This is a genomic window from Streptomyces sp. NPDC006207 (assembly GCF_040613835.1).
Classification (GTDB): domain Bacteria; phylum Actinomycetota; class Actinomycetes; order Streptomycetales; family Streptomycetaceae; genus Actinacidiphila.
In genome coordinates, this window is the sequence record NZ_JBEXSX010000044.1 from 46,732 (window position 1) to 67,971 (window position 21,240).

The following is a 21,240-nucleotide window of genomic DNA, read 5'->3' on the forward strand; positions in this document are numbered from 1 at the left end:
AGGACGGGCCACTGGGAAGGAGGGCAGCCCCCATCGCCGCGCGGTGGTGAAGTGCCCAGGTCAGGCCGCCGAGGGCATCGCGTCCGCGGTGGCGCGGACGGCGCCTTCGTCTTCGGCCTGGCCGATCCGCGACACGAGATCACCCGCAGCGGACGCAGCGTCTCACCAAGTGTGGAAATCTGGCAGCATGCAGCGGTTCGGTGACAGCCGCCCCAATGCGGCGGCATCCGGAGGCCCCACCGGCAGGAGCCTGCTACTGGTTGAGGCCTTCCAGTTCCTGGTGAATGAACTCGGCGCTTTCCATGGGGTCGTCTACCTCGCGCAGTCAAAACGCTCCCAGCTTTTCTCGGCAGTGGTGGGAGGAGCACCGCCCAGCGTCTTCACCGTGCCCGAGTGGGTTTCCTACGACAGTGACAGCTCACCTGCCGTCGCGTATCGCACGGCACGTGTCGTGTCTCGCCCCGATCCCTGCTCTTCCGAATACAGTGACAGGGACTCTCCGCCTCTCATGCCTTACCCGCATTATGTCGTCTCTGTACCACTGACAGATGCCGGGGAGACGTACGGAGTACTCACCGGCCAGTGGGCGCCAGCCTTTCCCAGCGATCGACTGTGGGTGCTCGAGCGGATGGAAGAACTAGGCCGACGGCTGAGTTCAGAGCTGGTCGACTGCCAGCCTGAAGACCTTGGCGCATCGTTCATGCAAACTCCCATCATCATTCCGGTGCTCTCCAACCCACCGCCGCGTCACGACGCCACCGAGAATCCCTGGGGACTCAATGACGCGCCCGGGTCCTCTGCGCTCTCGATGATGTACCAAGTACACAAACTTTCAGCCGCCTTCAACGAAGCATTCCAGCTGGACGATGTGATGCGAGCAACCCGCGACCGCATCATGGTTCCGTTCCGCGCCCACGCATTTCTGGTGGCGATAGTTCAGGAGGGGAGGGTCCGAATCGTCGGTCGCCATGAGGCCGCGGCCGCGGCACGCGAGATACATGGCTCCAGCATCGAAGATGCTTTCACGGGCTCCGACACTCTGCGGACGAGGGCACCCATCTTTATTCCTGATACTAAAACACTCGCGCAATACTCCTGCGCTCTCATGAGTGATTCGGCAGCGGCCGCCATTGTGCCCTTCAACGCCAGTGGCGGTCTGAAAGGGTTCCTTCTCCTCGCCTTCGGGACTCCACGCCGCATCAAAGCAGAGGAGCAGGCCGTCCTCATGATGATGGCGGCACAGCTCGCCACGGCTGTCGAACGGGCCCACCTTCACGAACGTAAGCACGCCCTTGCAGATGTCCTTCAGCAGAAACTCCTGCCGCGCACCCTCCCAGATTTTCCGGAGGTCACGCTAGCCGCGCGCTACCTACCCGCTGAGTCGGCCGGCACCGGCCTGGGCGGTGACTGGTACGACGTGGTCCCCCTGCCCGGGAGCCAGGTCGGCCTGATCGTCGGGGACGTAGAAGGACACAACGTCAACAGCGCCGCAATCATGGGACAGTTGCGTAGCGGTTGCCGTGCCTACGCTGCCGAAGGGCACCGGCCCACTGACGTATTGGCGCGCGCCAGTGACCTGCTGGCCGAACTGGATACGGATCTGTACGCCACGTGCTGCTTTGTGCGCGTCGACCCCGGAAGCGACGTCTGCGAGATCGCACTCGCCGGCCATCCCCCTCCGGTCCTCCGGTGTCCCGATGCAGGAGTCGTGGTCCCCCCAACACGTGCCAACATCCCGCTCGCCGTAACGTCCGGTTACGCCTACAGCAGCACCGAGGTCACTATACGTCCGGGCACCCTTTTGATGCTGTACACGGACGGCATTCTCTTCGACGTAGATCCCGTCTCCGACGCCCGCACTCTCCTTGAGGCCGCCGGAACCGCTGATCATCACTCACTGCACGCGTTGACAGACCTCATGGTCTCACATGTCACGAACGGCAGACGGAATATTGATGACCTCGCTCTCCTGCTGGCACTGTATGAGGGGGGAGACACTCACGGAGAATTCAGCAGGGTGGCCCGCATGTCGATCCGAAAGCGTGACATCCGGAGCGTCAAGTCAGCCCGGAAATTCGTAAGGAACTATCTCCTCGACCGAGATCGATCCGACATCGTCGGCGACGCCGAAGTGATCGTCTCTGAAGTCATAACAAACGGCCTGATTCATGCGGACAGTGACGTGGAACTGCGATTGCGAGGATACCCAGATCGGATTCACATAGAAGTTCAAGACACGAACGCAAGGCCCCCTGTTCCCACATCATTCATCGAGAGCGAGGAAGAGAACTCTGTCGCGGAACACGGCCGGGGACTCGGCATAGTAGAAAATCTCTCCTCCGACTGGGGAACATCCCCCCACGGCCGAGGAAAGACGGTTTGGATTGATCTTTCATTCACCGGCACCAAGTAGTTTCAACGCCTACAGAAAGACGCCTAAGCGGGTGGAACGAGAGATATTGCGGGCGCGGCCAGAATCTAGCGCTCCCATGCACACGCACACCGTCAAACCGGAGGATTGAAACGCGAGAAGCCAGGCACAGACCATGTCAGACCGTCGGAATGATGCTCTATCTGAACTACCTGGTTGCTTTCGAACTCCACAACTCTATTTGCTTCAGGGAACGCCTCGTCGTCCTGGGGATCCCAGTTTATTCGCGCTGCGCCTGTCAGTTGGAGCGATGTGGCGGACTGCCAATCGACGAACAAGAGTCCGGCGGCCGGGTTCTCCACGATGTTGCCGAGAGTCATCAGCATGTTGTTGCCGTGATAGTCGGGCCAGATGAGGTGGTTCGATGTGACCACCCGGACGAATCCTGGGTTCCCTCCTCGATGAGACACATCGGCATCGCCATCGGTCGAGAGTGACGCGACGAAGAACGTGTCGGCTATAGCAATCATCTTCTGTTGCGGACCGCCGAGGTCGGTACTTCTCGACGCGAGTCGATCGCCGGCCCTTGGCGCGGACTCCGCCGTCCGGCTTTGAATGTACTGGGGGCAGTTGCCGTATGCCTGGTCGACAGAAAGCAGCAGGCCGTCGGGAAGTGGTGTCACACGGCCGTTGACACGCAGCCTGCGCCGTCTGGCGAAATCGATGGACAGTGTCCCCAGTCGAGTGCCAGTGCGAAGTGCTTCGGCAAGCGGATCAACATCCACGGGTACGGCAGCTATTTCGAGTGTATTTGGATCCCGAACACGGATGAATCCTGGCTCACCGTAGAGGGCGGAAGCCCACACCCGTCCCGACTGATCCGATCCACCAATGATGAGCATCCTTTGACGCGCCAGAAAATCCGATGCTCCCAAGGGAAGAGCGCGCCCGATCATCGGCCGGATACGGTTGGCCTCCAGACGGACCCCGGCCCGGGTCTGAGCGGCCAACTCGCCTGCATGGTAAGACGCTGGATCTTGCTGATGACCAGTCATAAGCGCACCTGGCGTCGATGGTTTACAAACCCGTCGCGGAACTGTGCGGGCAGAAATTCTGCCCCCGTTTCAGGATATGGCAACGGCAAACAGCCCGCGATAGAAGACGGCCTATAAAGCCGTGGCACGTGGAGCCGTTGCGGGCGCTCCCACGCGGGGTGTGGGCCTGGGGGGGGGTGCAGAGCGCCGCGGGTGCAAGGCTGACATCCGTCAGAAGTCGATCCCAATCACGGCGACGCGTCGCGACCCGCAAGGTCTCCGCGAGAGACTTGGACGGAGGCAGCATGCGACGAGACAGCCACTCAAAGTGAAGATATGGAACAAAGAGTCAAGAACTGATAGGGTGGCGATATGGCACGCCCTAGAAGCTTCGATGAGACCCAGGTCCTGGATTCGGCACGTGAGCAATTTTGGAACCGCGGTTACGCTGCCACAACGCTCGAGGACTTGGTTGCCGCCACAGGCCTGGGCAAGGGCAGCCTGTACGGAGCGTTCGGGGACAAACGTCAACTCTTCCTGAACCTGTTGAACACTTACTGCAGCGAGCAACTGCGTGACGTTGAGCAGACACTCACCGGTCCTGGCACTGCCATGGAATGCCTCACTCGACTCTTCGAAGGCGTGGCCAACGGCTACGCAGCCGATGCGCAACGCCGAGGCTGTTTCATGGTCAACAGCACCTCTGAGCTTCATGGGCAAGAATCCGACGTCGCCGCCCTGGCCCGGGCAACGTACCAACGCGTTGAAGACCTCCTGGTCGCCTGCGTGAAGGAGGCACAAAAAGAAGGGGCGGTCGACGCGAGCGCTGACCCGCAAGAGTTGGGCCGGCTACTCCTGGCAGCCCTGCAGGGCATTGAATTTCTCGCGAAGACCAACATGGACGCCTCGGCGCTTCTGCAGATCGGCCGAGCCGCGCTGAACCAGCTGCCGGGCGGACGCCAGGAGACCGGATGAGGTCGTCCCTGAGCCCTGCTACCAGACTGGGTCTCCGGACACGAACGCACCCCGTGCCCTCGCCCTGAAAGAGCATCGCTGGGGACCGACCGCCCATCCCCCTGCGCACACCTGTGGGGCCGCACATGATCAGGACCCCGCCCTGACAAGGTCCGCTTTCTGCAAACAGTCGGTCGGTCCTGGACGTCGAACTCATAGCGCAGATCAGCCGCATGCACGCCGGCAACTTCAGCGTCTACCGGGTCCGCAAGGTCTGGCGGCATCTGAACGTGCCGGCATACCGGTAGCCCGCCACCGGTCGCGCGGCTGATGCGCGACCTCGGTCTGGACGCCACTCGCCGCGGTTGGTGCATGCGCACCACCATCCACAACGACGGCCATAAGAGGACCCTGAACTGCCTCGACGCCGTGTCCCGTCCGAGCGAGCGGTGGGTCGCTGAACCATCCACATCGCGTTCGCCGTGGACAAGTACTCCCGAACGATCGTCGGCTGGACCGGGAGGTCCGATTCCAAGAGGCCATGATGCAGCTGTCTTCGGCGGGAACTCGGTGGAGTGCCACTGTCGACGTATGCGACCGCCTCGGTTTTCCGAGAGGCGTCGGGCGGCCTTGTGGGTCACGCTTTGGCGCCGCGCCCCAGTGCTCTTGGGCTAAAGACCAATCTTCCGCAGGTGCTGCCGAATCCGGACTCGGGCCATGCGGACAGGTAGGCGGCGCATACCCAGATTCGCCATACCGTCCATGGACGGACAATCTAGCGACATAAGGGGCGTGCCGGTCCTCAACGGTCACTTATATCGGCCGGAGTCGTCCAGCCAGTCTTGTCGGAGGGGATGAGGCCGGTGTGGGTGCGTTCCATTACGTGGAATTCCCCCCATTTTACGCCCCCTGGGCGCGCGGTGAAAAGCAGGTGTGGACAACTCCCCTTCGACCTCGTCAGTTCGCGTAGGCCTCGGACACCTTAAGCGTGTCCTCGTAAAGATACATCTTGACGATCTTGTCACCGGCTACCTGAAAGTGCATGGCTATGGGCATCTCGTAGATGCGCCCCGTGCTCTTGGCGACGCGCGTGAACCGGCCCAGCATGACCGCATGGTCGCCGTCGACGAGAAGTGCTTCCACCTGGTCGACGTTCCTCTCAGGAACGATGTTTGCCACGAGGGTTCGCATATAGTCCGCCACGTCGCTTCCCCTGTGACGATGCCCCGTCCAGGGCAGCGAAGAAGATCCGGGAACGTACCAGTCGATTTCTTCCGCGAATACCTCAGTGACTGCATCCGGGTCCCCGGTGGCCAGCAGCCCGAAGAACTTCTCCACAATCTCACGTGTTGTCATGATCAATACCTTCCAGAGCAGGAGACATGCAGTCTCAGTTCAGGACGAGAGGTTGATGCACGAATGACCGGGTCACTGCGGGCCTGGCTTTTTGTGTGCGAAACAAGAAATCTCGATAGCTTTCGGGGGAAACCCGTGCACTTCGCACATGCAGTAGAGCAGATGTGGACCGTAGAGTCAAAAACTGTCGACGCCGTTCTCACCCGCACCCCTCCCGCAAGGCGATCGGCAAGTACCAGGGCCAGTTCGCGGCCGTCCCAGCGCAAGGGGGCACTCCCACTCGGGGGCGGGTCATCTAGCAGGCGCACGCATGGCACTGGAAGCGACGTTCGTCACAACCTGCCGAGCCGAATCCGGGCGGACTATTGATGATCTCGGTGGGATGTCGCGAGCAATGCTCAGAACTTGTGGATCGTTTCGGTTCCGGGGGGGCATGCAGAGGGCGTACCTTCCCGAATGATCCGTAAGGTCTCCGAGTAGGCCCGCGTTGCAGCGCGGGTCGGCAAGGCACGTGCTCAGCGTAGTCACCGAAGACGGCTCTACCCAGTCCGGTTCCCTGATCGATGAGATCGTGCGCGAGGGCGCTCGCCGGATGCTGGCTGCCGCGCTGGAGGCAGAGGTCAACCAGTACATAGCCGAGTTGGTTGCCGAGACTGACGAGCGCGGGCACCGCCTGGTGGTCCGAACGGCCACCACCGGCCCCGAACCGTGGTCACCGCCGCAGGTCCCGTCGAGGTCAGGCCCCGCGGGGGAACGACCGCCGCGTCGACGACGCGACGGGCGAGCGCAAGCGGTTCTCCTCGAAGATCCTCGCGCCGTGGTGCCGCAAGCCGCCGAAGGTCTCCGAGGTGCTGCCACTGCTCTACCTGCACGGACTGTCCTCCGGGGATTTTGTCCCCGCGCTGGAGCAGTTCCTCGGCGGTACCGCCGGCCTGTCCCTGGCCACCGTCACCCGGCTGACCAAGCAGTGGAGCGACGACCACGCCGCCTTCCAGGACCGGGACCCGTTCGTTCGCCTCGGCCAGGCCCACTCGTGCGTCCTGGTCCTGATCGGCGTCCGTCTCGATGGCACGAAGGAGCTGATCGCCCTGGCCGAGGGCCTGCGGGAGTCCACCGAGTCGTGGGCCGACCTGCTGCGCGACTGCCGCCGCAGGGGCATGCGCGACCCCGAGCTGGTGGTCGGCGACGGCGCGATGGGCATTTGGCGGGCGCTCGCCGAGGTCTTCCCGACCGCCCGGCCGCAGAGGTGCCGGGTTCACAAAACGCGCAATGTCACCAACTGCCTGCCCAAGTCAGCACAGCCCGGGTCGACGAAGGCGATGCAGGAGATCTACAACGCGGAGGACCTCGGCCACGCCGAGAAGGCGATCGAGGCGTTCGCGAAGACCTACGGTGCCAAGCTCCCGAAGGCCGTCGCGAAGATCACCGAGAACCGGGACGAGCTCCTGGCCTTCTACGACTTCCCGGCCGAGCACTGGATCCACCTACGGACCACGAACCCGATTGAGTCGACTTTCTCCACTGTCAAGCTCCGAACCAAGGTCACCCGAGGCGCGGGCAGCCCGGCGGCCGCGCTCGCGATGGTGTTCAAGCTGGCCGAGTCCAGCCAGGCGAGATGGCGCGCGATCAGCGGCGCCCACCTGGTGCCCCTGGTCCGCGCCGGCGCACGGTTCGAGAGCGGAGTCCTGGTCGAGCGAGAGGAACAAGCCGCATGACCGTCCGCGACATCCTGCAGAATCCGGACGAACACTTCCGTTTCGTGGCCTACCTCGACGAGCTGCAGCACGTCGCCGATGCGGACGAGGTCGACCTGGTCAGCGGCGTGCTCAGCGATCCGGACCAGACGATGGCCATGTCCCGCGACCGCGGCACCGCCGCCCAGGCCCAGGACCAGGGCTACGGTCTGGTCACCGACATGGCCGGCCACCTCATCCCGAACCTGGTCATGACGGCCGCGAGCCAGGAACATGGCACCCTCACCGCCCGCGACGGCACCGACCTGCCCGACCTGCCGGTCGGCACCCGGCTGCGCATCCTGCCCAACCACGCCTGCGCCACCGCCGCCCAGCACCACGGCTACCACGTCGTCGACAGCAGCAAGGGCACGGAGCCCGCCCCGGTGATCCATGCGCGCTGGCCCCGCATCACCGGCTGGTGACCTGCCCCGGGCAAGGGGGGGCGGACCATCCACGCGGTGAGGTAGGTGAAGGCGGCCCCGGGTGAGATTGCGGAAGTAGACGATCACATGAGGTCGGACGGCAGCGGGTGTGTGGTGTCTCCGATGCGGGATTGCGTGGGCAGCGTGCGGAGGACGCCGGTGCGGTCGGCGAGCTGCTGGCGCAGCAGACGGTTCTCCGTCATCGACTGGTGCAGGGCGCCGACCAGCGCCTCGACGTCGGTCTTCAGCTGGGCAATTTCCGCGGCTTCGGCGGCCCACAACTCTTTGAGCTTGCGGACCTGCTGGCGCAGCCGCTTCTCGCTGTCCGGCGTCTGGTCGCGGGCGCGGACCTGGTCGTAGAAGGCGTTCTTCCGATCCGGATGGCGCTGGGTGAGCGCGTTGCGGGGCACCTGTGTCTCCGCCGCGAGCGCGACGATGGTCAGCGCCCCGTTGGAGTGTTCCGGTCGGCCGCCCAGGATGCGGTCCATCGCGGTCTGGATGCTGTCGCGTTCATCGGGGGCGGATCTCATGTGGTCGGCCGGCGGGGGCCCTGTCGTCTGCCCCGCTCACAGTCGAACGTTCCGAGCGGGGCGCGAGGCGGCTCCGGTGTCGCCTTCCAGGTGGGCCCGGAACGGTCAGGGTGGTCCGTCCAAAGTGCTCTGCCTGGGATGTTTTGTCTCCGGTGAAAGCCCACTCTGACCCAACCGAAAGTCGCGGGGGCTCACGCCGTACGCCGTCTTGAAGACGCGACTGAAGTGGGGTGCGCTGGCGAACCCCCACCGGTGGGCGATGGCCTCGATCGTGATGAACTGATGCACTGGCGACGCCAGTTCCCTCCTGCATTCCTCGAGGCGCTGCGTCCTGATCCATTCACCAAGGGTGATTCCCGCTCGGGACAGGGTCAGGTAGAGCCAGCGTACGGAAACGTCGTGCTCGGCTGCGATACGCTCGGCAGTCAGATCGGGGTCTGCCAAATGGAGGCGCACGTATTCCTGAACACGCTCAAGAAGTGTGCTGTTCAGGAGCGTTCTGGCCAGGTCGTCCCCGTGCAGGACCATGGTGACCACGGCCCTGATCAGGTCGACACTGGGCTCCGTGAACAGGGCGGTATCGGATTTACCGGCAGCGCCCCGATGACGAGCCAGTCGGGTGAAGAACGCTGCTGTGGCGCCCACGGCCGGTTGCTCCGAACTGAGTCGACCAGCCGTGATCTGATCGAGCAGGGACGGCCGCAGCCCCAGGATGTGCGTGGGAACGCTCACTAGAACTCCACGTACTGGGCCGTGGAACAAAACCTCGTAGGGCTTCGCATTGTCGAGCACCATGAGATCCCCGGCCTTTATCAGTCCGTGTCTGCCCGCCTGGTGGAACTGGGAAACCCCCGCTTCCCGGATGGAGACGAGAATCTGCGGCACCATGTCCCCGTCCACCGGGGCATCAGTGCGCCGGATGCGGGTCACGTTCCAGCCGATCTCCGAGACTTTCACCGACCCCAATGCGCTGGTGGTCGCGTAAGCCCGCTGGCGATTCGGGTCCGACGGAAGGTCCACCTCTGCGCGGCCGTTGACGACGGACCCCGAGAGTTCACGGATCGCATTCGCTCGATCGCCGGGAGCCAGCGACGCTACGTCAAGTTGATCTGCCATGCGGGCTTCCTCCTGAACCGGTCGCGGAGCCTGCATTGGACGGCAGATACCTACCGTACTGCGGCAAATGATCCATTCTTAATGGCTTTGCTAAACTTTAAGCATGTCTTCCGTTACTGAGGTTTTCGTGTGGGCGTCGGGTAGTGACGGGTGATGATCCCTGCGGTATGCCGTTGCCATGCGGTATGCACAGGGTGGGGGCCCAACCGCTGAGCGGCGGGCGTTTCGTGAACAGGTCCGGCTTGAGGCCGCAGGGCGATTCGCCCGCGGTGAGAAGACCGCCGCGATCGCGAAGGAGTTACGGGTCAGCGAGCGGCCGGCGGAGCGGTCGCGTCGGACCTGGCGTGCGGGCGGCATCGAGGGTCTGCGGTCGGCCGGCCCGGCGAAGGCACCGAAGCTGTCCGCCCAGCAGTTCACCGTCCTGGAGGAGGAGCTGGGCAGGGGGCCGGCCGCGCACGGCTGGGAAGACCAGCGGTGGATCCTGGCCGGGGTCCAGACGGTGATCGACCGCAGGTTCCGGATCTCCCTGTCGGTGGCCGGGGTGTGGCGGCTGCTGCAACGGCACGGCTGGTCATGGCAGAGCCCGGCCCGGAGGGCGCTGCAACGGGACGAAGGGCGCCGTGGAGCTGTGGAAGAAGGAGGTCTGGCCCCTGTGGAAGCACCGCGGCGGCGCTCGGGGCCTGGACCCTTTGAGGACGAAGCCGGGTTCGCGATGACGCCATCCGACGAGCCAGGCCACGGTTCGTTCGATCTTCCAGCGATGCCGACCTAGGCGTGCTGATGACTCGATGCCCCTGCGGGCGATGCGGTGGGTGATGCCTCGTTGCCGTAACCATCGTCGCACGTGAGCGTAGTCGTACGCTTTGTCCGCGTAGAGCTTGGAGGGCTTGCGCCGGCGCGGTCCGCGGCGGGAGCGGATCGGCGGTACGCCGCGGATCAGGGGAATCAGGGCCTGGCTGTCATGCGTGTTCGCTCCCGAGATCCCGATAGAGATGGGCAGACCGGAGCCTTCAGTGATTCGATCGCGCACCGGCTCCAATCCAGCTCGCCGCGCGAGCCGAGCTCGTCGAGCACCAGGCGGTGCAACTTCGCCCACACCCGGGCCTTCGTCCACTCCGTGAACCGGCGATGCGCAGTCGCTCTCAACGGCCCGAACGACGGCGCCGGCAACTGCTGCCACGTGCAGCCCGACGTCGCCACGAACACGATGGCCGCCAGAACCTCCCGATCCCCGTTCCGTCGCCGGCCACCGCCTTGCGGCCTGGTCGGCGCAGGCGGCACCACCCGTTGAAACAAGGCCCGCAACTCATCCGGCACCAGCCGCTCAACGATCCCCACGCCCGCAGACTACCGAACCAGCCAATTGAGATGACTTCTAAAAGGACTCCACGGCACTTGGTCAGCGCGAACCCAGCCGCGAGGAGTTCGCCTACCGACGGCCGCTACCACTGCCTCAACGTTTGGGCATCGCCGAAGCCAAAGGCCCGAACGGGTGCCTGGAGGAAGGCCAGACTTCGTCAGGGGCAAGTAGCTAGTGCTGTGACCGCATACGTTCACCGGGTTGGTGATCTCTGACGTCAGGAGCTGAGCTTCTAGATCAACACGAGCCACCAGGTGTTCATGGCCCCTCCTACAGGCCGAACAAGCGACTCAGGGTGGCGGTCACCAAAACGTGAGTTGGCCCCAGGAGGTGCTGCCGGGGGCCGTCGGCTCGCTGATCCGTGATGCTCAGCCGACCGGTCCCGTCATCGCGTGCGGCCCTACCGCCGGTTCGAGCAGCGACAACGTCCGCTGCTGCGCATCGAGGCCGACGCGGATGCCGACCGGCATCGGTAGATTCGGGCCGGCATGCCCGAAGTCGACGTTGCCCAGGACCGGGATGTCACGGTCGCCGAGGACGTCGAGGACGATCTCGGGCAGGGTAGGGGACGCGCCGGGCTCGAGTCCACTGATCTCGCGCGGAACGCCCACGACCATGCCGGAGATCCGATCGAGGATGCCGCAGTGTCGCAGCACCTGCAGATAGCTCCACACGTACGATGCCAGCCCGCCCATCTCCTCCCAGAAGAGCACCGCACCGTCGAACCATTCGAGCGGCAGCGCGAAACGCGTCGCCTGCGCCAGCACGATGCGATTGATCACCCCGCCGATCAGCCGACCTTCGACACGACCAGGACGCCAGCACTCCCACGACGAGCTCGCAGGCAGCGCACCGATCGCCTCGGTACCGGTCAGCAACCTGGAGTAGAGCTTCTCAAGTTCCGCTTGGCGCGCCACGGGCGCAGACTGCCAGTGTCCGCCGAAGCCAGGGACGGCCATGTCGGCGTGGAACCCGACCAGACCCGTGCGCGCATAGAGCACCAGGTGCAGCAGCGAGATGTCGCTGTAGCCGAGGATCGGCTTGGGGTCGGCCCTGATCGCCTCGACGTCGATCAGGTCAAGGTAGCCGAGCGCCGTCTGGCCGCCGTCACTCGCGACGATCGCGCGCACCTCAGGATCACGCAGAAGACCATTGAGCTCCCCGGCGATGTCCGCCGGCGTGGCCGCGCTCCACCAATGGCGGCGTCCTACTTCGAGTAGCGGAGCCCGACGCACGCGGAATCCCATCCGCTCAAGCACAACCATCGTCTGCTCGACGTTGGGCTCGTAAGCGGCTGGAAGCGGACCGGACAGCGATGCGATGACAACGAGATCTCCGGGCCTCAGGGGATGCGGTCGAAGCAGTTGAGGCAGTGCAGAACCAGTCATGGCGTCAGTTTCGCCGGTGCCATTGGTAGGGTCACGCGACTTTCGCCGGTCGTCCGCCCCAGCGCAGGCCCTTCTCGCTACGGATGCGAGCGCGCTCCTTCCGTTGGGCGACCAGGACGTCGGGGTGGCGGGCGTTGGCGTTGCGCCAGCGCACGTAGGCGTGCAGGGCGCGGGTCTGCGCGGTGTGGTTGCGGTGGTTGGAGTTGGCGACGGTGAACTGCCGCAGCGGCCCGAAGTGGGCCTCGATCGGGTTGGCCCAGGACGCGTAGGTCGGGATAAAGCACAGCTCGACTCGGTGCTTCTTCGCCCAGCGCCGGATCCGCTCGCCCTTGTGGGCGGAGAGGTTGTCAAGGATGACGTAGATCGGGGCGCCATCCAGTCGGGCCCTGCGGATCGATTTCAGCGCGGCCAGGGTGTTCGCGGCGCCCTTCTTGCGGCGGTTGACGCCCCACAGGGTGTCGTCGCCGACGGAGTAGCAGCCGTGGAAGTAGCGGACGCCGTGGGTGCGGTGGTAGGTCGCGGGGTGCCGCTCCGGGTGTCCTTGCTCGGCCCAGGACGCCCCGGCGATGGGGCGGATGCCGAGCGGGCCGAACTCGTCGAACGCAAAGATCCGGTCGGGGAAGCGCTCCAGGACGTGCTCGATGCGGTCGAGCTTGGCGTCGCGCTCGGGGTCGGGGGACTCCTTCCAGGTCTTGGTGCGCTGGAAGGTGATGCCGCGGCGAGCGAGCAGGCAACGTAACGCCTCGCGTCCGATGCGGATCACGCGACCGTGGACTTTCCGCAGGTAGACGGCGAGTTTGCGGATGGACCACCGGGTGAAGGGCTGGCCGAGCTTGGTCGGGCGGGTGGTGGCCGTCTGGACGACGAAGTCCTCGTCGTCAGGACTGAGCAGGCGGGGACGGCCTCCCGCCCAACGAGGGTTCAGACAGGCCAGGCCGATCTCGTTGAACCGGTGGATCACGTCCCGGACGGTGTCCTCGTCGGCCTGCACCAGCTGTGCGATCACTGGCACCCGGTTTCCACCTGCTGAGGCCAGCAGCATCATTGCGCGCCGGTTGCGCACCGAACTGGTGCTGCCCCGGCGCACGATCTGCTGCAGCTTCTGCCCCTCCTGGTCGGTCAACCTGCGCACCCGGACAGGTTCTGCCACCACACCCCCAACGATCGGACGGACGTCACCGCACATCCAACCGCCACCAACACCAACCCGGCGAACCTTCCCGGTCAGAGCACTAGCGACTGATGCCGAGCGCCGACAGCACCACCGCGTCGATGTAGCGGTGCATGAAGGCGGCGTCGACCTCTACGTCCTCCAGCAGACGTCGGGTGATCACGGCGCCGAGCATCATGTGCGGCATGAAGTCGGCTGCAGGCACGTCGGCTTCTATCTCCTCGCGGTTGGCGGCTCGCCCCATCAGTTGCCGCACCGCGGTGAGCTTGGGCTCGATCAGGTGCTGGCGCATCGCCTCAGCGAGGTCGGGATTAATGGCGAAGGCGTGGGCCAAACCCCGGATCAGTGGGATATCCACGGCCGAGCCGTCGCCGATGCGATCGGCGAGCTCGTGCAAGTCGCTGCGGAGCGAACCGGTGTCGACGTTCTCGACGTGGACTGTCTTACCGCGCCTGAGCGCCGTCGCAACCAGTTGTGGCTTGCTCCTCCATTGACGGTAGAGGGTTGCTTTGCTGGAGCGGGTGCGGACGGCGACCGTGTCCATCGTCAGCGCGTCGTATCCCACCTCGCGCAGCAAGTCGATCACCGCGTCGTATAGCTCCTGCTCCCGTTCGGGCGTCAGCCGAATACGACGCGCCGGTGCGCTCGAGTCCGTGGTCACTTCCGTGCTCCCTCTCTCGTCCCCTGCGAAGCGGCTTCGCATCAACCCGACAATGGGGGAGGTAATGGCGTCCCTTTTCGTGGTGCAGCCGATCACTTGGGGGGCGCCCGGGTGCACCGGGTATACACCCTCGCTCCCTGCCCCAGGCCTACCAGCGCTGCCGGCAAACGGCCACGCGCCGCTGGGCAGGCGGTCTCAGCGGGGCAGCGGGACGGCCATGGGTTCCGCCTGGCCGTCCCATTTCACCCAGACCTCTCCCGGGAGTGGGTGTCCGAAGGTGGGAACCATCAGGAACTGCAGCGACTCGCCGGGCCGCACGGTCGCATTCTCGGGCAGGTTGCGCACGATGGCTGTCGTTCGTTTGCGCTCCAGATGTACCCCGGTAGCGGTCGACGCGCCCCAGTTCCGCAGCAGGTAGGCGTGTGTTCCGCGGCGCTGAAGGTCCCACCCCACCGCGGGTCGGCCCGCCGGGTCAGGTGTAGCGAGCGATTGCAGGGGCGTCGTGGCGTTCTGCGACTGCGCGAGCAGCTTCAGGGCTTGGGCCAGGTTGTCTTCGACGGCGATGGCTCTGCGCTCGGCGGCCTCAACCTGTGCCTGACTGGCGATGTTGGCTTCTTCGGCGATTTGCGCCTGGCGATTTGCGTCGCGGCGTGTCGCCAGAGAGATCAACAAGGTGATTACGATGCCGACCCAGGTGGCGATGTTTCCAGTTTGCATGTCGGTACACCAAGGCGGTTGTGTTCCGCCTTCCTTCTTACGGTTACTGATTGTCAGAGCGTGGTGTCGTAAGTGGCTGAGGGCGTCCTGGACCACGGAGTGCGTGAGGCAGGCGCCCGGGCCGGTTCACCACGTGGTCCCGGCGAGGAGCACGAGGTACCCGGCGATCAGTGCCGCGCCAAGTATTGCGGGGATGAGGCTGGGCAGCCTGTCGCCATTGCGGACATGGGTTGCCACGGCACCGGCGAGGAGCAGCAGCAATCCGGTGGCGGCCAGGGTTCCGAACAGCGGCACGACGGGGCCGAGGGTCACGCCGACGGCACCTGCCAGTTCCAGGGATCCGATGACGCGGTAGCCCGTGGTGCTGAAGCCGGCGTGCGCGGCCATCTTGGGCATGGGGCCCAGGGCCAGCATCTTGGCCATGCCCAGCAGGGCGAAGATCAATGCGATGAGGCAGAGCAGGACGGTGGGGAGGTTCATGCGAGGGCCTTACCGGTGTGGGGGCGGCTGGATGGTGGGCCGTGTTCACCGGGGGAAGCGCGCTGCTGCGGCCGGGTGGAGCGGCCCGGCTGGCCGCCAGCGGGGCATGTTGAGGACGTCATCGGCTGCTCCTGCTGCTGTGGTGGTCTGCGGTTGCGGTGAGGCCGCGTTGCCGACGACGTTCGTCACCCACGCGGGCGAAGTAGGCTGCAAGGTCGGGGTTGTCGATGGCGGCGGGGTTGAGCACCTGCTCGACCGGCGCGCCTTGGAGGATGCGTTTGACGGGAACCTCGAGTTTCTTGCCGGTCTTGGTGTGCGGGATGGCCGGTACGGCGAGGATTTCGTCGGGGACGTGGCGTGGTGAGGCGCCGGCGCGGATGGCGTCGCGGATCTTGTCGCGCAGGGTGTCGTCCAGGGTGACGCCGGGTGCGGGGACGACGAACAGGGGCATCCAGTAGCCGCCGTCGGGTTCCTCGGCGCCGATGACGAGGGCCTCGGTGATCTCAGGGAGGCGTTCGACGATGTCGTGGATGTCAGCGCTGCCCAGGCGTACGCCGTTGCGGTTGAGGGTGGCGTCGGAGCGGCCGTGGACGATCACCGAGCCGTGGGAGGTGTGGGTGATCCAGTCGCCGTGCCGCCACACGCCCGGGTAGGTGGCGAAGTAGGCATCGTGGTAGCGGCTGCCGTCGGGGTCGTTCCAGAAGTGCAGCGGCATGGACGGCATGGGCCGGGTGATGACCAGTTCGCCGACCTGGTCGCGGACCGGAGTGCCTTCGGCGTTGTAGGCGGCCAGTGCCACGCCGAGGTTGGGGGCGGACAGCTCCCCTGCCCAGACGGGACTGGTGGGAGCGCTTCCGGCGAAGCCGGAGACGACGTCGGTGCCGCCGCTGGTGGAGGCCATCTGGACGCCGGGCCCCACGTGGTCGCGGACCCAGGGGTAGGCGGAGGCGGGCAGGGTGGAGCCGGTGCAGCCGATGACGCGGATGGCGGCCAGGTCGTGCTTGGAGGGTTCGATGCCGAGCTTGGCCATGGCCAGCAGGTACTGGGGGCTGGTGCCGAAGACGGTGACCTGGTGGCGGGCCGCCAGCTCCCACAGGATGTCCGGGCGCGCTTGCGGGGCGGGGCTGCCGTCGTAGGTGCAGGTGGCGGCACCGGTCAGCAGGGTGGAGACGACCAGGTTCCACATCATCCAGTGGGTGGTGGTGTACCACAGCAGGCGGTCGCCGCGGTCGAGGTCGGTGTGGAGGGCGAGGGTCTTGAGGTGTTCGAGCAGGACCCCGCCGTGCCCGTGGACGATGCCTTTGGGCCGGCCGGTGGTGCCGGAGGAGAAGACGACCCACAGGGGGTGGTCGAAGGGCAGCGGGGCGCACGCGAGTTCCTCGGTGCGGCCGGTGGCGTCCTGCCAGGGAACCGTCTGTCCTGGGTGCCTGTCCTCGGGCCATGCCAGGCCCACGTGGGTTATGAGCACCGTGCCCTTCACGGAGGGCAGAGCGCGGGCGAGTTCGAGGGAGGCGTCGCGGCGGTCATGCGTGGTGCCGTTGAAGAGGTAGCCGTCCGCCGTGATGAGCACCGTCGGTTCGAGCTGGGCGAAGCGGTCGGCCGCGGCCTGGGGAGCGTAGTCCTGGCCGCACACCGACCACACCGCGCCCAAGCTGGCGGTGGCGAGGAAGGCGATGATCGCATGGGGGGTGTTGGGCAGATAGCCCACCACCCGGTCGCCCTGCCCGACGCCCAGGTCGCGCAACGTGGCGGCGACGGAGGCGACCTGGGCGCGCAACTGCCGGCCGGTGATCTCGTAGCCGGCTCCGGTCTCGTCCAGCGCGATGATCGCGGGAGCGTCCGGCTGCAGGTTGCGCAACGCGTGGTGGGCGTAGTTGAGGGTGGCGCCGGGGAACCAGCGGGCTCCGGGCATGGTTTCCGCGGCCAGCACCTGCTCGTACTGTGTTGTCGCGTCGATGGCGAAGTACTGCCACACCGCGGCCCAGAACCCTTCCAGGTCGGTGATGGACCACCGGTACAGAGCCTGGTAGTCGGCGGGGTCCTGGAGGCCTTCGGCGCCTGGGTGCCGGACGGCTTGCCGGGCGAAGTCCGCGATGCGGCTGCGGACGGCCGCCTGCGGGTCGGGGGTGAAGAACGGTTCCGGACACGGCGCGGAGTGCGGGGTGGTCATGGGGTGGCGCTCCTTGGCAGGGGGACGGCAGGCGGGGCTGTGCGCAGCAGCGGTGCCCAGGCGGCGGTGCCGGTGAAGTTCCCGGTACCGGCGGGGACGGTGTCCATCACGATGCGGTCCGGGCGCAGCAGGACGGCATCTGCCCGGCCGCTTGCCAGCCAGGAGGCCAGGGTGCCGTCGTCGCCCAGGGCGCCGGCGTGGAGGGTGTGTGCGCCCAGTGCGGTGGTCACGGCCGTCATCTGGGGGGTGGGCGGCACAGTGGTCAGGAGGGCGAAAGAGGTGCCCAGGAGATCGTCGAGGCGCCCGCGTTTGCCGTCGTGCAGCACCCAGGGTTGCGGGCTGTGGGTTCCGGCAAGTACGCGGCCGGCCAGCTGGCAGCGGCGCCGTACCAGGGGGCCGGCTTTCAGGGCGGGGCTCAGGTCGCGGCTGATGGTCTGGGTCACACCGGGGATGCGGCAGGCTGCGCCCACCAGGGTCCGGCGGATCGCCGCGGCGTGGTCCTGGCCGCCGGTCATGGCCCAGCCGACGGTGACGGCGAGGCGGATCATGCGGCGGGCGTGCGGTTTGCGTTCGTGCTCGTAGGTGTCCAGCAGTGCTTCGGGGGCTTCGTTCTGGAGGACGCGGGCGAGTTTCCAGGTGAGGTTGTGGGCGTCGCGCAGGCCCGCGCACAGGCCCTGCCCGATGAAGGGCGGGGTGAGGTGGGCGGCGTCGCCCAGCAGGAAGATGCGTCCTTGGCGCCACCGGTCGGCCAGGCGGGCGCGGAAGGTGTACTGCGCCTGGCGTATCACTTCGAAGTCGCTGTCCCACGGGGCATCGGAGGGCAGGTCCACCCAGGGGGCGACCAGCTTGCGCAGACGTTGGTTTCCGTCCGGGCCGTCCAGGTGCTCGTCTTCGGGGAGCCGGAACTCCCAGCGGTAGCGGTCCTCGCCGACGCGCATGAAGGTGGCCGGCTGGGTGGGGCAGCAGATCTGCTCGGCGCCCTCCCAGGTGCGCACCTGGCGGCTGGTGCGCACGTCGATGACACTCCAGCGTTCCTGGAAGTGCAGGTCGTCCCAGGCGGCGTCGATGGCATGGCGGGTGAGACTGCTCGCGCCGTCGCAGCCGAGGACGGCATCGGCCCACAGGTGCTCCTCCTCGTCGCTGCCGTCGCGGCGGAAGGTGACCTGGACCGGGCCCATGGGGCCGTGGGGTCCGCTGGTGTCCTGGGTGACAGAAGTGACTTCCGTCCCGGTCCGCAGTTCGCACTCGGGATGGCGGGCCAGGGCGTCGCGCAGCAGGCGTTCCAGCTCGGGCTGGTCGAACATGGTGGTCTGCGGGAAGCCGTGGTGTCCGTGCGGGGACCGCGGGAGTTCGGCGATCAGGCGGTGCCGGGCATCCAGCAGCCGCAGCCCCCGCCCGGGGCGGGAGATGGCGGCGAACTCCTCGTGGATGCCGAGACTCTGCAGGATCCTGCGGACCTCGTCGTCCACGACGACGGCGCGTGGCAGGGGGTAGATGCCCTGGTGGCGTTCCAGGACGAGGCTGCGCACGCCGCGCTTGGCGAGAAGGAGGGCGGCCGTGACGCCCACGGGCCCGGCACCGATGATCACCACTGGTCTCCGGGATGCGGTGGCGCTCACTCGGCGTCCGTCACGGGGGTGTGCTGCTCGCCGAGGTCGATCCGCCCGTCGGGGGTGGCGATCGTGGCGGTGATCAGGTCGCCGTGCCGCAGGTAGCGGGGATTTTTGGCCTGGCTGTTGAAGAATGCCTTCCATTTCCGTGCGGGCGGCAGCAGCGCGCCGATCTTCTCGACCGCCTTGGGCGGGGCCTTCAAGGCGGTGCCGCCGGGCGTGCCGGTCAGCAGCAGGTCGCCCGGATCGAGGGTCTGGAAGCGGGCGAGCAGGGTCAGCGCCTGCGCGGGTCGCACGATCATGTCGGCCAGCGTGTGGTCCTGGCGCGGTTCGCTGTTGACGGACAGTCGCAGTCGCAGGTCGAGCAGGTGGGCGAAGTCCTCGGGCTCCAGCAGGGCCAGGTGCGGTCCGGTGGGTGTGAAGGTGGGGTAGGACTTGCTCTCGTAGAACTGGGTTTTGGTCAGCTGGACGTCTCGGGCGCTGACGTCGTTGGCCAGGACGAGTCCGGCGACGTAGCGTGGCAGGTCTCGCTCCTCGACGACGGTGCCCACGGGCAGGGGGGCGCCCAGGACGAGGCCGAGTTCCACCTCGTAGTCGAGGAACTTCACGTGCGCGGGGCGGACGATCGCCTCGTGCGGACCGCTGACCGAGCCGGATGCCTTGCGGAAGAAGGTGGGCGGGATGTCTCCGGTGAAGCCCGAATCGCGTGCGTGACTGCGGTAGTTGACCATCTGTGCGACCACCCGGCAGGGGGTGGTGACCGGCGCCAGGGCCACCAGGTCGGCGACGAACGTGCCGCTTTCGGTGGAGGCGGCGGCCTCGCGGACTGCGTCGCGGTCGGCGAGCAGCTCGGCGGTGGTGGCCGCCTTGGTGTCGATCGGGACGGCGCGCTCGTTGCGCACCGCCCACCAGCCGTCGGCGGTGCGCATGACGTTGGTGCTCATGAGCTCATCGCTTTCATCAGGCCCAGCAGGCGTGCGGGGTCGAGTTCGTTGTCGCCGCGCAGGGCCTTGAGGACCTCGCGGAGCTTGGCGGGGGACGGGCTCGTGCCCAGGAAGTCACGGGTGGCCGACGGGCCCCACTGGGCCAGCCCGCCGGCGGACATCGGCGCCCACCCGGGCTCGACGTCGCAGGAGAACAGGTCGCCGTCGGCGAAGTGCTCCAGCATGAAGCGGTCGGGGTCGCGCCAGTAGTCGAACAGCTGGCTGCCCTGGATGTGGCGGCCGATCCCCCAGCTGCGCCGGTAGCCGCGCTCGGCCAGGTATTCTCCGCCGGCGGCGATCGCGTCGAGGTCGGTGACCTGGTAGGCGGAGTGGACGTAGCCGGCTCCGGGTCCCAGGTGCATGGCCAGGGTGTGGTGGTCCACGGCCGTACTGCCCTGGTCGCAGCGGATGAAGGCCATGGTCGGCCCACGGTCGCGCTGCCCGTCGAGGAACAGGAAGTCGGACACGATCAGCCCGAGGGTGTCCAGGTACCAGTCCAGGGTCCGGGCGAAGACTGGCGTCTCCAGGACCACATGGCCCAGACGCTGGATACGGGACGGCTCGCGGGGCGGACGCTGGGTGGCGTTCGTGCGGCGGTGATCGGTGCCGAAGTTCAAGGTCAGCGGGCGCTGCTCGGGCAGCGCGGGCAACGGCTCGGCGCAGTGGACGACCCGAACCGGCATGCCCGAGGGGTCGAGCAAGGAGACCGACTGTCCGCCGCCCGGTACGTCGGCGTCCGTGACGGTGCTGCCGGTGGCGCGGGCCAGCCGGTTCACATCGGCTTGCTCGGCCGCGCGGAATGCCGGCCCGATGAAGCGGGAGGCGCGTCCACGGCGGATGACCATACAGGGTGAGCCGGCGAAGGTGCCGCGCAGCCACAGTTCCCGCTCGGTGCGGGCGGCGATCGCGAACCCGAAGTCACGTGCGAACACCTCGGCCCGGTCCAGGTCCGGCTTCTCGAACTCCAGCCACGCCAGGTCCGCCACCTTGATCACCGGATTGCGGGCGCGCCCGGGGTGCTCGCCGCGCAGGGCGCCCTGCTCGCTGTGAAGGTCCTGGTGGGCCGTCGGCGGGTCGGCCTTGTTAACGGGAGTTTCGGACATGGTGCCCTCCAAGCAACACAGCTGTAATGAGGAAATCATCAACTTTGAAAACTTCATCGTCAATAGGGGGACACCAAG

Annotated in this window: 16 protein-coding genes and 3 pseudogenes; 5 read left to right on the plus strand and 14 right to left on the minus strand. The window is 66.5% G+C overall.

Translation table 11 applies throughout. The features are described from left to right. The first annotated feature begins 187 nt into the window (after positions 1-187). Complete coding sequence (locus ABZ312_RS29850; protein WP_500439142.1) at positions 188-2,413, plus strand: ATP-binding SpoIIE family protein phosphatase; 2,226 nt, start codon at positions 188-190, stop codon at positions 2,411-2,413. Between the two features lie 92 nt (positions 2,414-2,505). Here the strand turns inward: ABZ312_RS29850 and ABZ312_RS29855 are convergent, their stop codons facing one another. After that, on the minus strand, positions 2,506-3,381 hold the full coding sequence (locus ABZ312_RS29855; protein WP_500356408.1) for a pyridoxamine 5'-phosphate oxidase family protein: 876 nt from the start codon (positions 3,379-3,381) through the stop codon (positions 2,506-2,508). A gap of 396 nt (positions 3,382-3,777) precedes the next feature. Here ABZ312_RS29855 and ABZ312_RS29860 point away from each other — a divergent pair, with 396 nt between their 5' ends. Continuing rightward, positions 3,778-4,380, plus strand: a complete 603-nt coding sequence (locus tag ABZ312_RS29860) for a TetR/AcrR family transcriptional regulator (RefSeq protein ID WP_467714927.1) — start codon at positions 3,778-3,780, stop codon at positions 4,378-4,380. Between the two features lie 936 nt (positions 4,381-5,316). On the opposite strand, the gene ABZ312_RS29865 is transcribed toward ABZ312_RS29860, so the two are convergent. After that, positions 5,317-5,715 carry a nuclear transport factor 2 family protein gene (locus ABZ312_RS29865; RefSeq protein WP_500356407.1) on the minus strand — a complete coding sequence of 133 codons (399 nt, stop codon included), beginning with the start codon at positions 5,713-5,715 and terminating at the stop codon, positions 5,317-5,319. Positions 5,716-6,226: 511 nt separating this feature from the next. On the opposite strand from ABZ312_RS29865, the pseudogene ABZ312_RS29870 reads away from it, so the two are divergent. After that, positions 6,227-7,430 (plus strand): annotated as a pseudogene (locus ABZ312_RS29870) (IS256 family transposase). After that, the gene (locus tag ABZ312_RS29875) at positions 7,427-7,873 is read left to right on the plus strand and encodes a hypothetical protein (RefSeq protein WP_500439143.1); all 447 of its coding nucleotides are present in this window, start codon (positions 7,427-7,429) and stop codon (positions 7,871-7,873) included. The pseudogene ABZ312_RS29870 and the gene ABZ312_RS29875 overlap by 4 nt, the downstream one beginning before the upstream one ends. Before the next feature lie 83 nt (positions 7,874-7,956). On the opposite strand, the gene ABZ312_RS29880 is transcribed toward ABZ312_RS29875, so the two are convergent. Then, a complete protein-coding gene (locus tag ABZ312_RS29880; protein WP_500356404.1) occupies positions 7,957-8,361 on the minus strand; it encodes a hypothetical protein in 405 nt (134 codons plus the stop codon). 147 nt (positions 8,362-8,508) lie between these two features. Then, positions 8,509-9,519 carry a helix-turn-helix domain-containing protein gene (locus tag ABZ312_RS29885; protein ID WP_500356402.1) on the minus strand — a complete coding sequence of 337 codons (1,011 nt, stop codon included), beginning with the start codon at positions 9,517-9,519 and terminating at the stop codon, positions 8,509-8,511. Between the two features lie 178 nt (positions 9,520-9,697). On the opposite strand from ABZ312_RS29885, the pseudogene ABZ312_RS29890 reads away from it, so the two are divergent. Next, positions 9,698-10,240, plus strand: a pseudogene (locus ABZ312_RS29890) (winged helix-turn-helix domain-containing protein); the annotation flags it as partial. Here the strand turns inward: ABZ312_RS29890 and ABZ312_RS29895 are convergent. The 10 genes and pseudogenes from ABZ312_RS29895 to ABZ312_RS29940 all read right to left on the minus strand — a co-directional run. Then, a pseudogene (locus tag ABZ312_RS29895) lies at positions 10,235-10,857 on the minus strand (transposase); the annotation flags it as partial. The pseudogenes ABZ312_RS29890 and ABZ312_RS29895 overlap by 6 nt on opposite strands. A 390-nt stretch (positions 10,858-11,247) precedes the next feature. Continuing rightward, positions 11,248-12,267 carry a S66 peptidase family protein gene (locus ABZ312_RS29900; protein WP_500439144.1) on the minus strand — a complete coding sequence of 340 codons (1,020 nt, stop codon included), beginning with the start codon at positions 12,265-12,267 and terminating at the stop codon, positions 11,248-11,250. A 31-nt stretch (positions 12,268-12,298) separates the two neighbouring features. Next, complete coding sequence (locus ABZ312_RS29905) at positions 12,299-13,417, minus strand: IS630 family transposase (protein ID WP_500439150.1); 1,119 nt, start codon at positions 13,415-13,417, stop codon at positions 12,299-12,301. Between the two features lie 82 nt (positions 13,418-13,499). Beyond that, entirely contained in the window at positions 13,500-14,099 is a 600-nt protein-coding gene (locus ABZ312_RS29910; protein WP_500328720.1) for a TetR/AcrR family transcriptional regulator, read from the minus strand. 195 nt (positions 14,100-14,294) lie between these two features. After that, positions 14,295-14,816 carry a hypothetical protein gene (locus ABZ312_RS29915; RefSeq protein WP_500328719.1) on the minus strand — a complete coding sequence of 174 codons (522 nt, stop codon included), beginning with the start codon at positions 14,814-14,816 and terminating at the stop codon, positions 14,295-14,297. A gap of 126 nt (positions 14,817-14,942) precedes the next feature. Beyond that, positions 14,943-15,296 carry a DoxX family protein gene (locus tag ABZ312_RS29920; RefSeq protein ID WP_500356398.1) on the minus strand — a complete coding sequence of 118 codons (354 nt, stop codon included), beginning with the start codon at positions 15,294-15,296 and terminating at the stop codon, positions 14,943-14,945. A gap of 118 nt (positions 15,297-15,414) precedes the next feature. Next, the gene (locus ABZ312_RS29925) at positions 15,415-17,466 is read right to left on the minus strand and encodes an acetoacetate--CoA ligase (RefSeq protein WP_500356396.1); all 2,052 of its coding nucleotides are present in this window, start codon (positions 17,464-17,466) and stop codon (positions 15,415-15,417) included. Continuing rightward, positions 17,463-19,085 (minus strand): bifunctional 3-(3-hydroxy-phenyl)propionate/3-hydroxycinnamic acid hydroxylase MhpA, encoded by a 1,623-nt coding sequence (mhpA, locus tag ABZ312_RS29930; RefSeq protein WP_500328716.1) that lies wholly within the window; start codon positions 19,083-19,085, stop codon positions 17,463-17,465. The genes ABZ312_RS29925 and mhpA overlap by 4 nt, the downstream gene beginning before the upstream one ends. Continuing rightward, a complete protein-coding gene (locus tag ABZ312_RS29935) occupies positions 19,082-20,020 on the minus strand; it encodes a fumarylacetoacetate hydrolase family protein (protein ID WP_500356394.1) in 939 nt (312 codons plus the stop codon). Before ABZ312_RS29935 ends, mhpA begins: the two co-directional genes overlap by 4 nt. Continuing rightward, positions 20,017-21,162 (minus strand): VOC family protein, encoded by a 1,146-nt coding sequence (locus ABZ312_RS29940; RefSeq protein WP_500328714.1) that lies wholly within the window; start codon positions 21,160-21,162, stop codon positions 20,017-20,019. The genes ABZ312_RS29935 and ABZ312_RS29940 overlap by 4 nt, the downstream gene beginning before the upstream one ends. Positions 21,163-21,240: the final 78 nt, after the last annotated feature.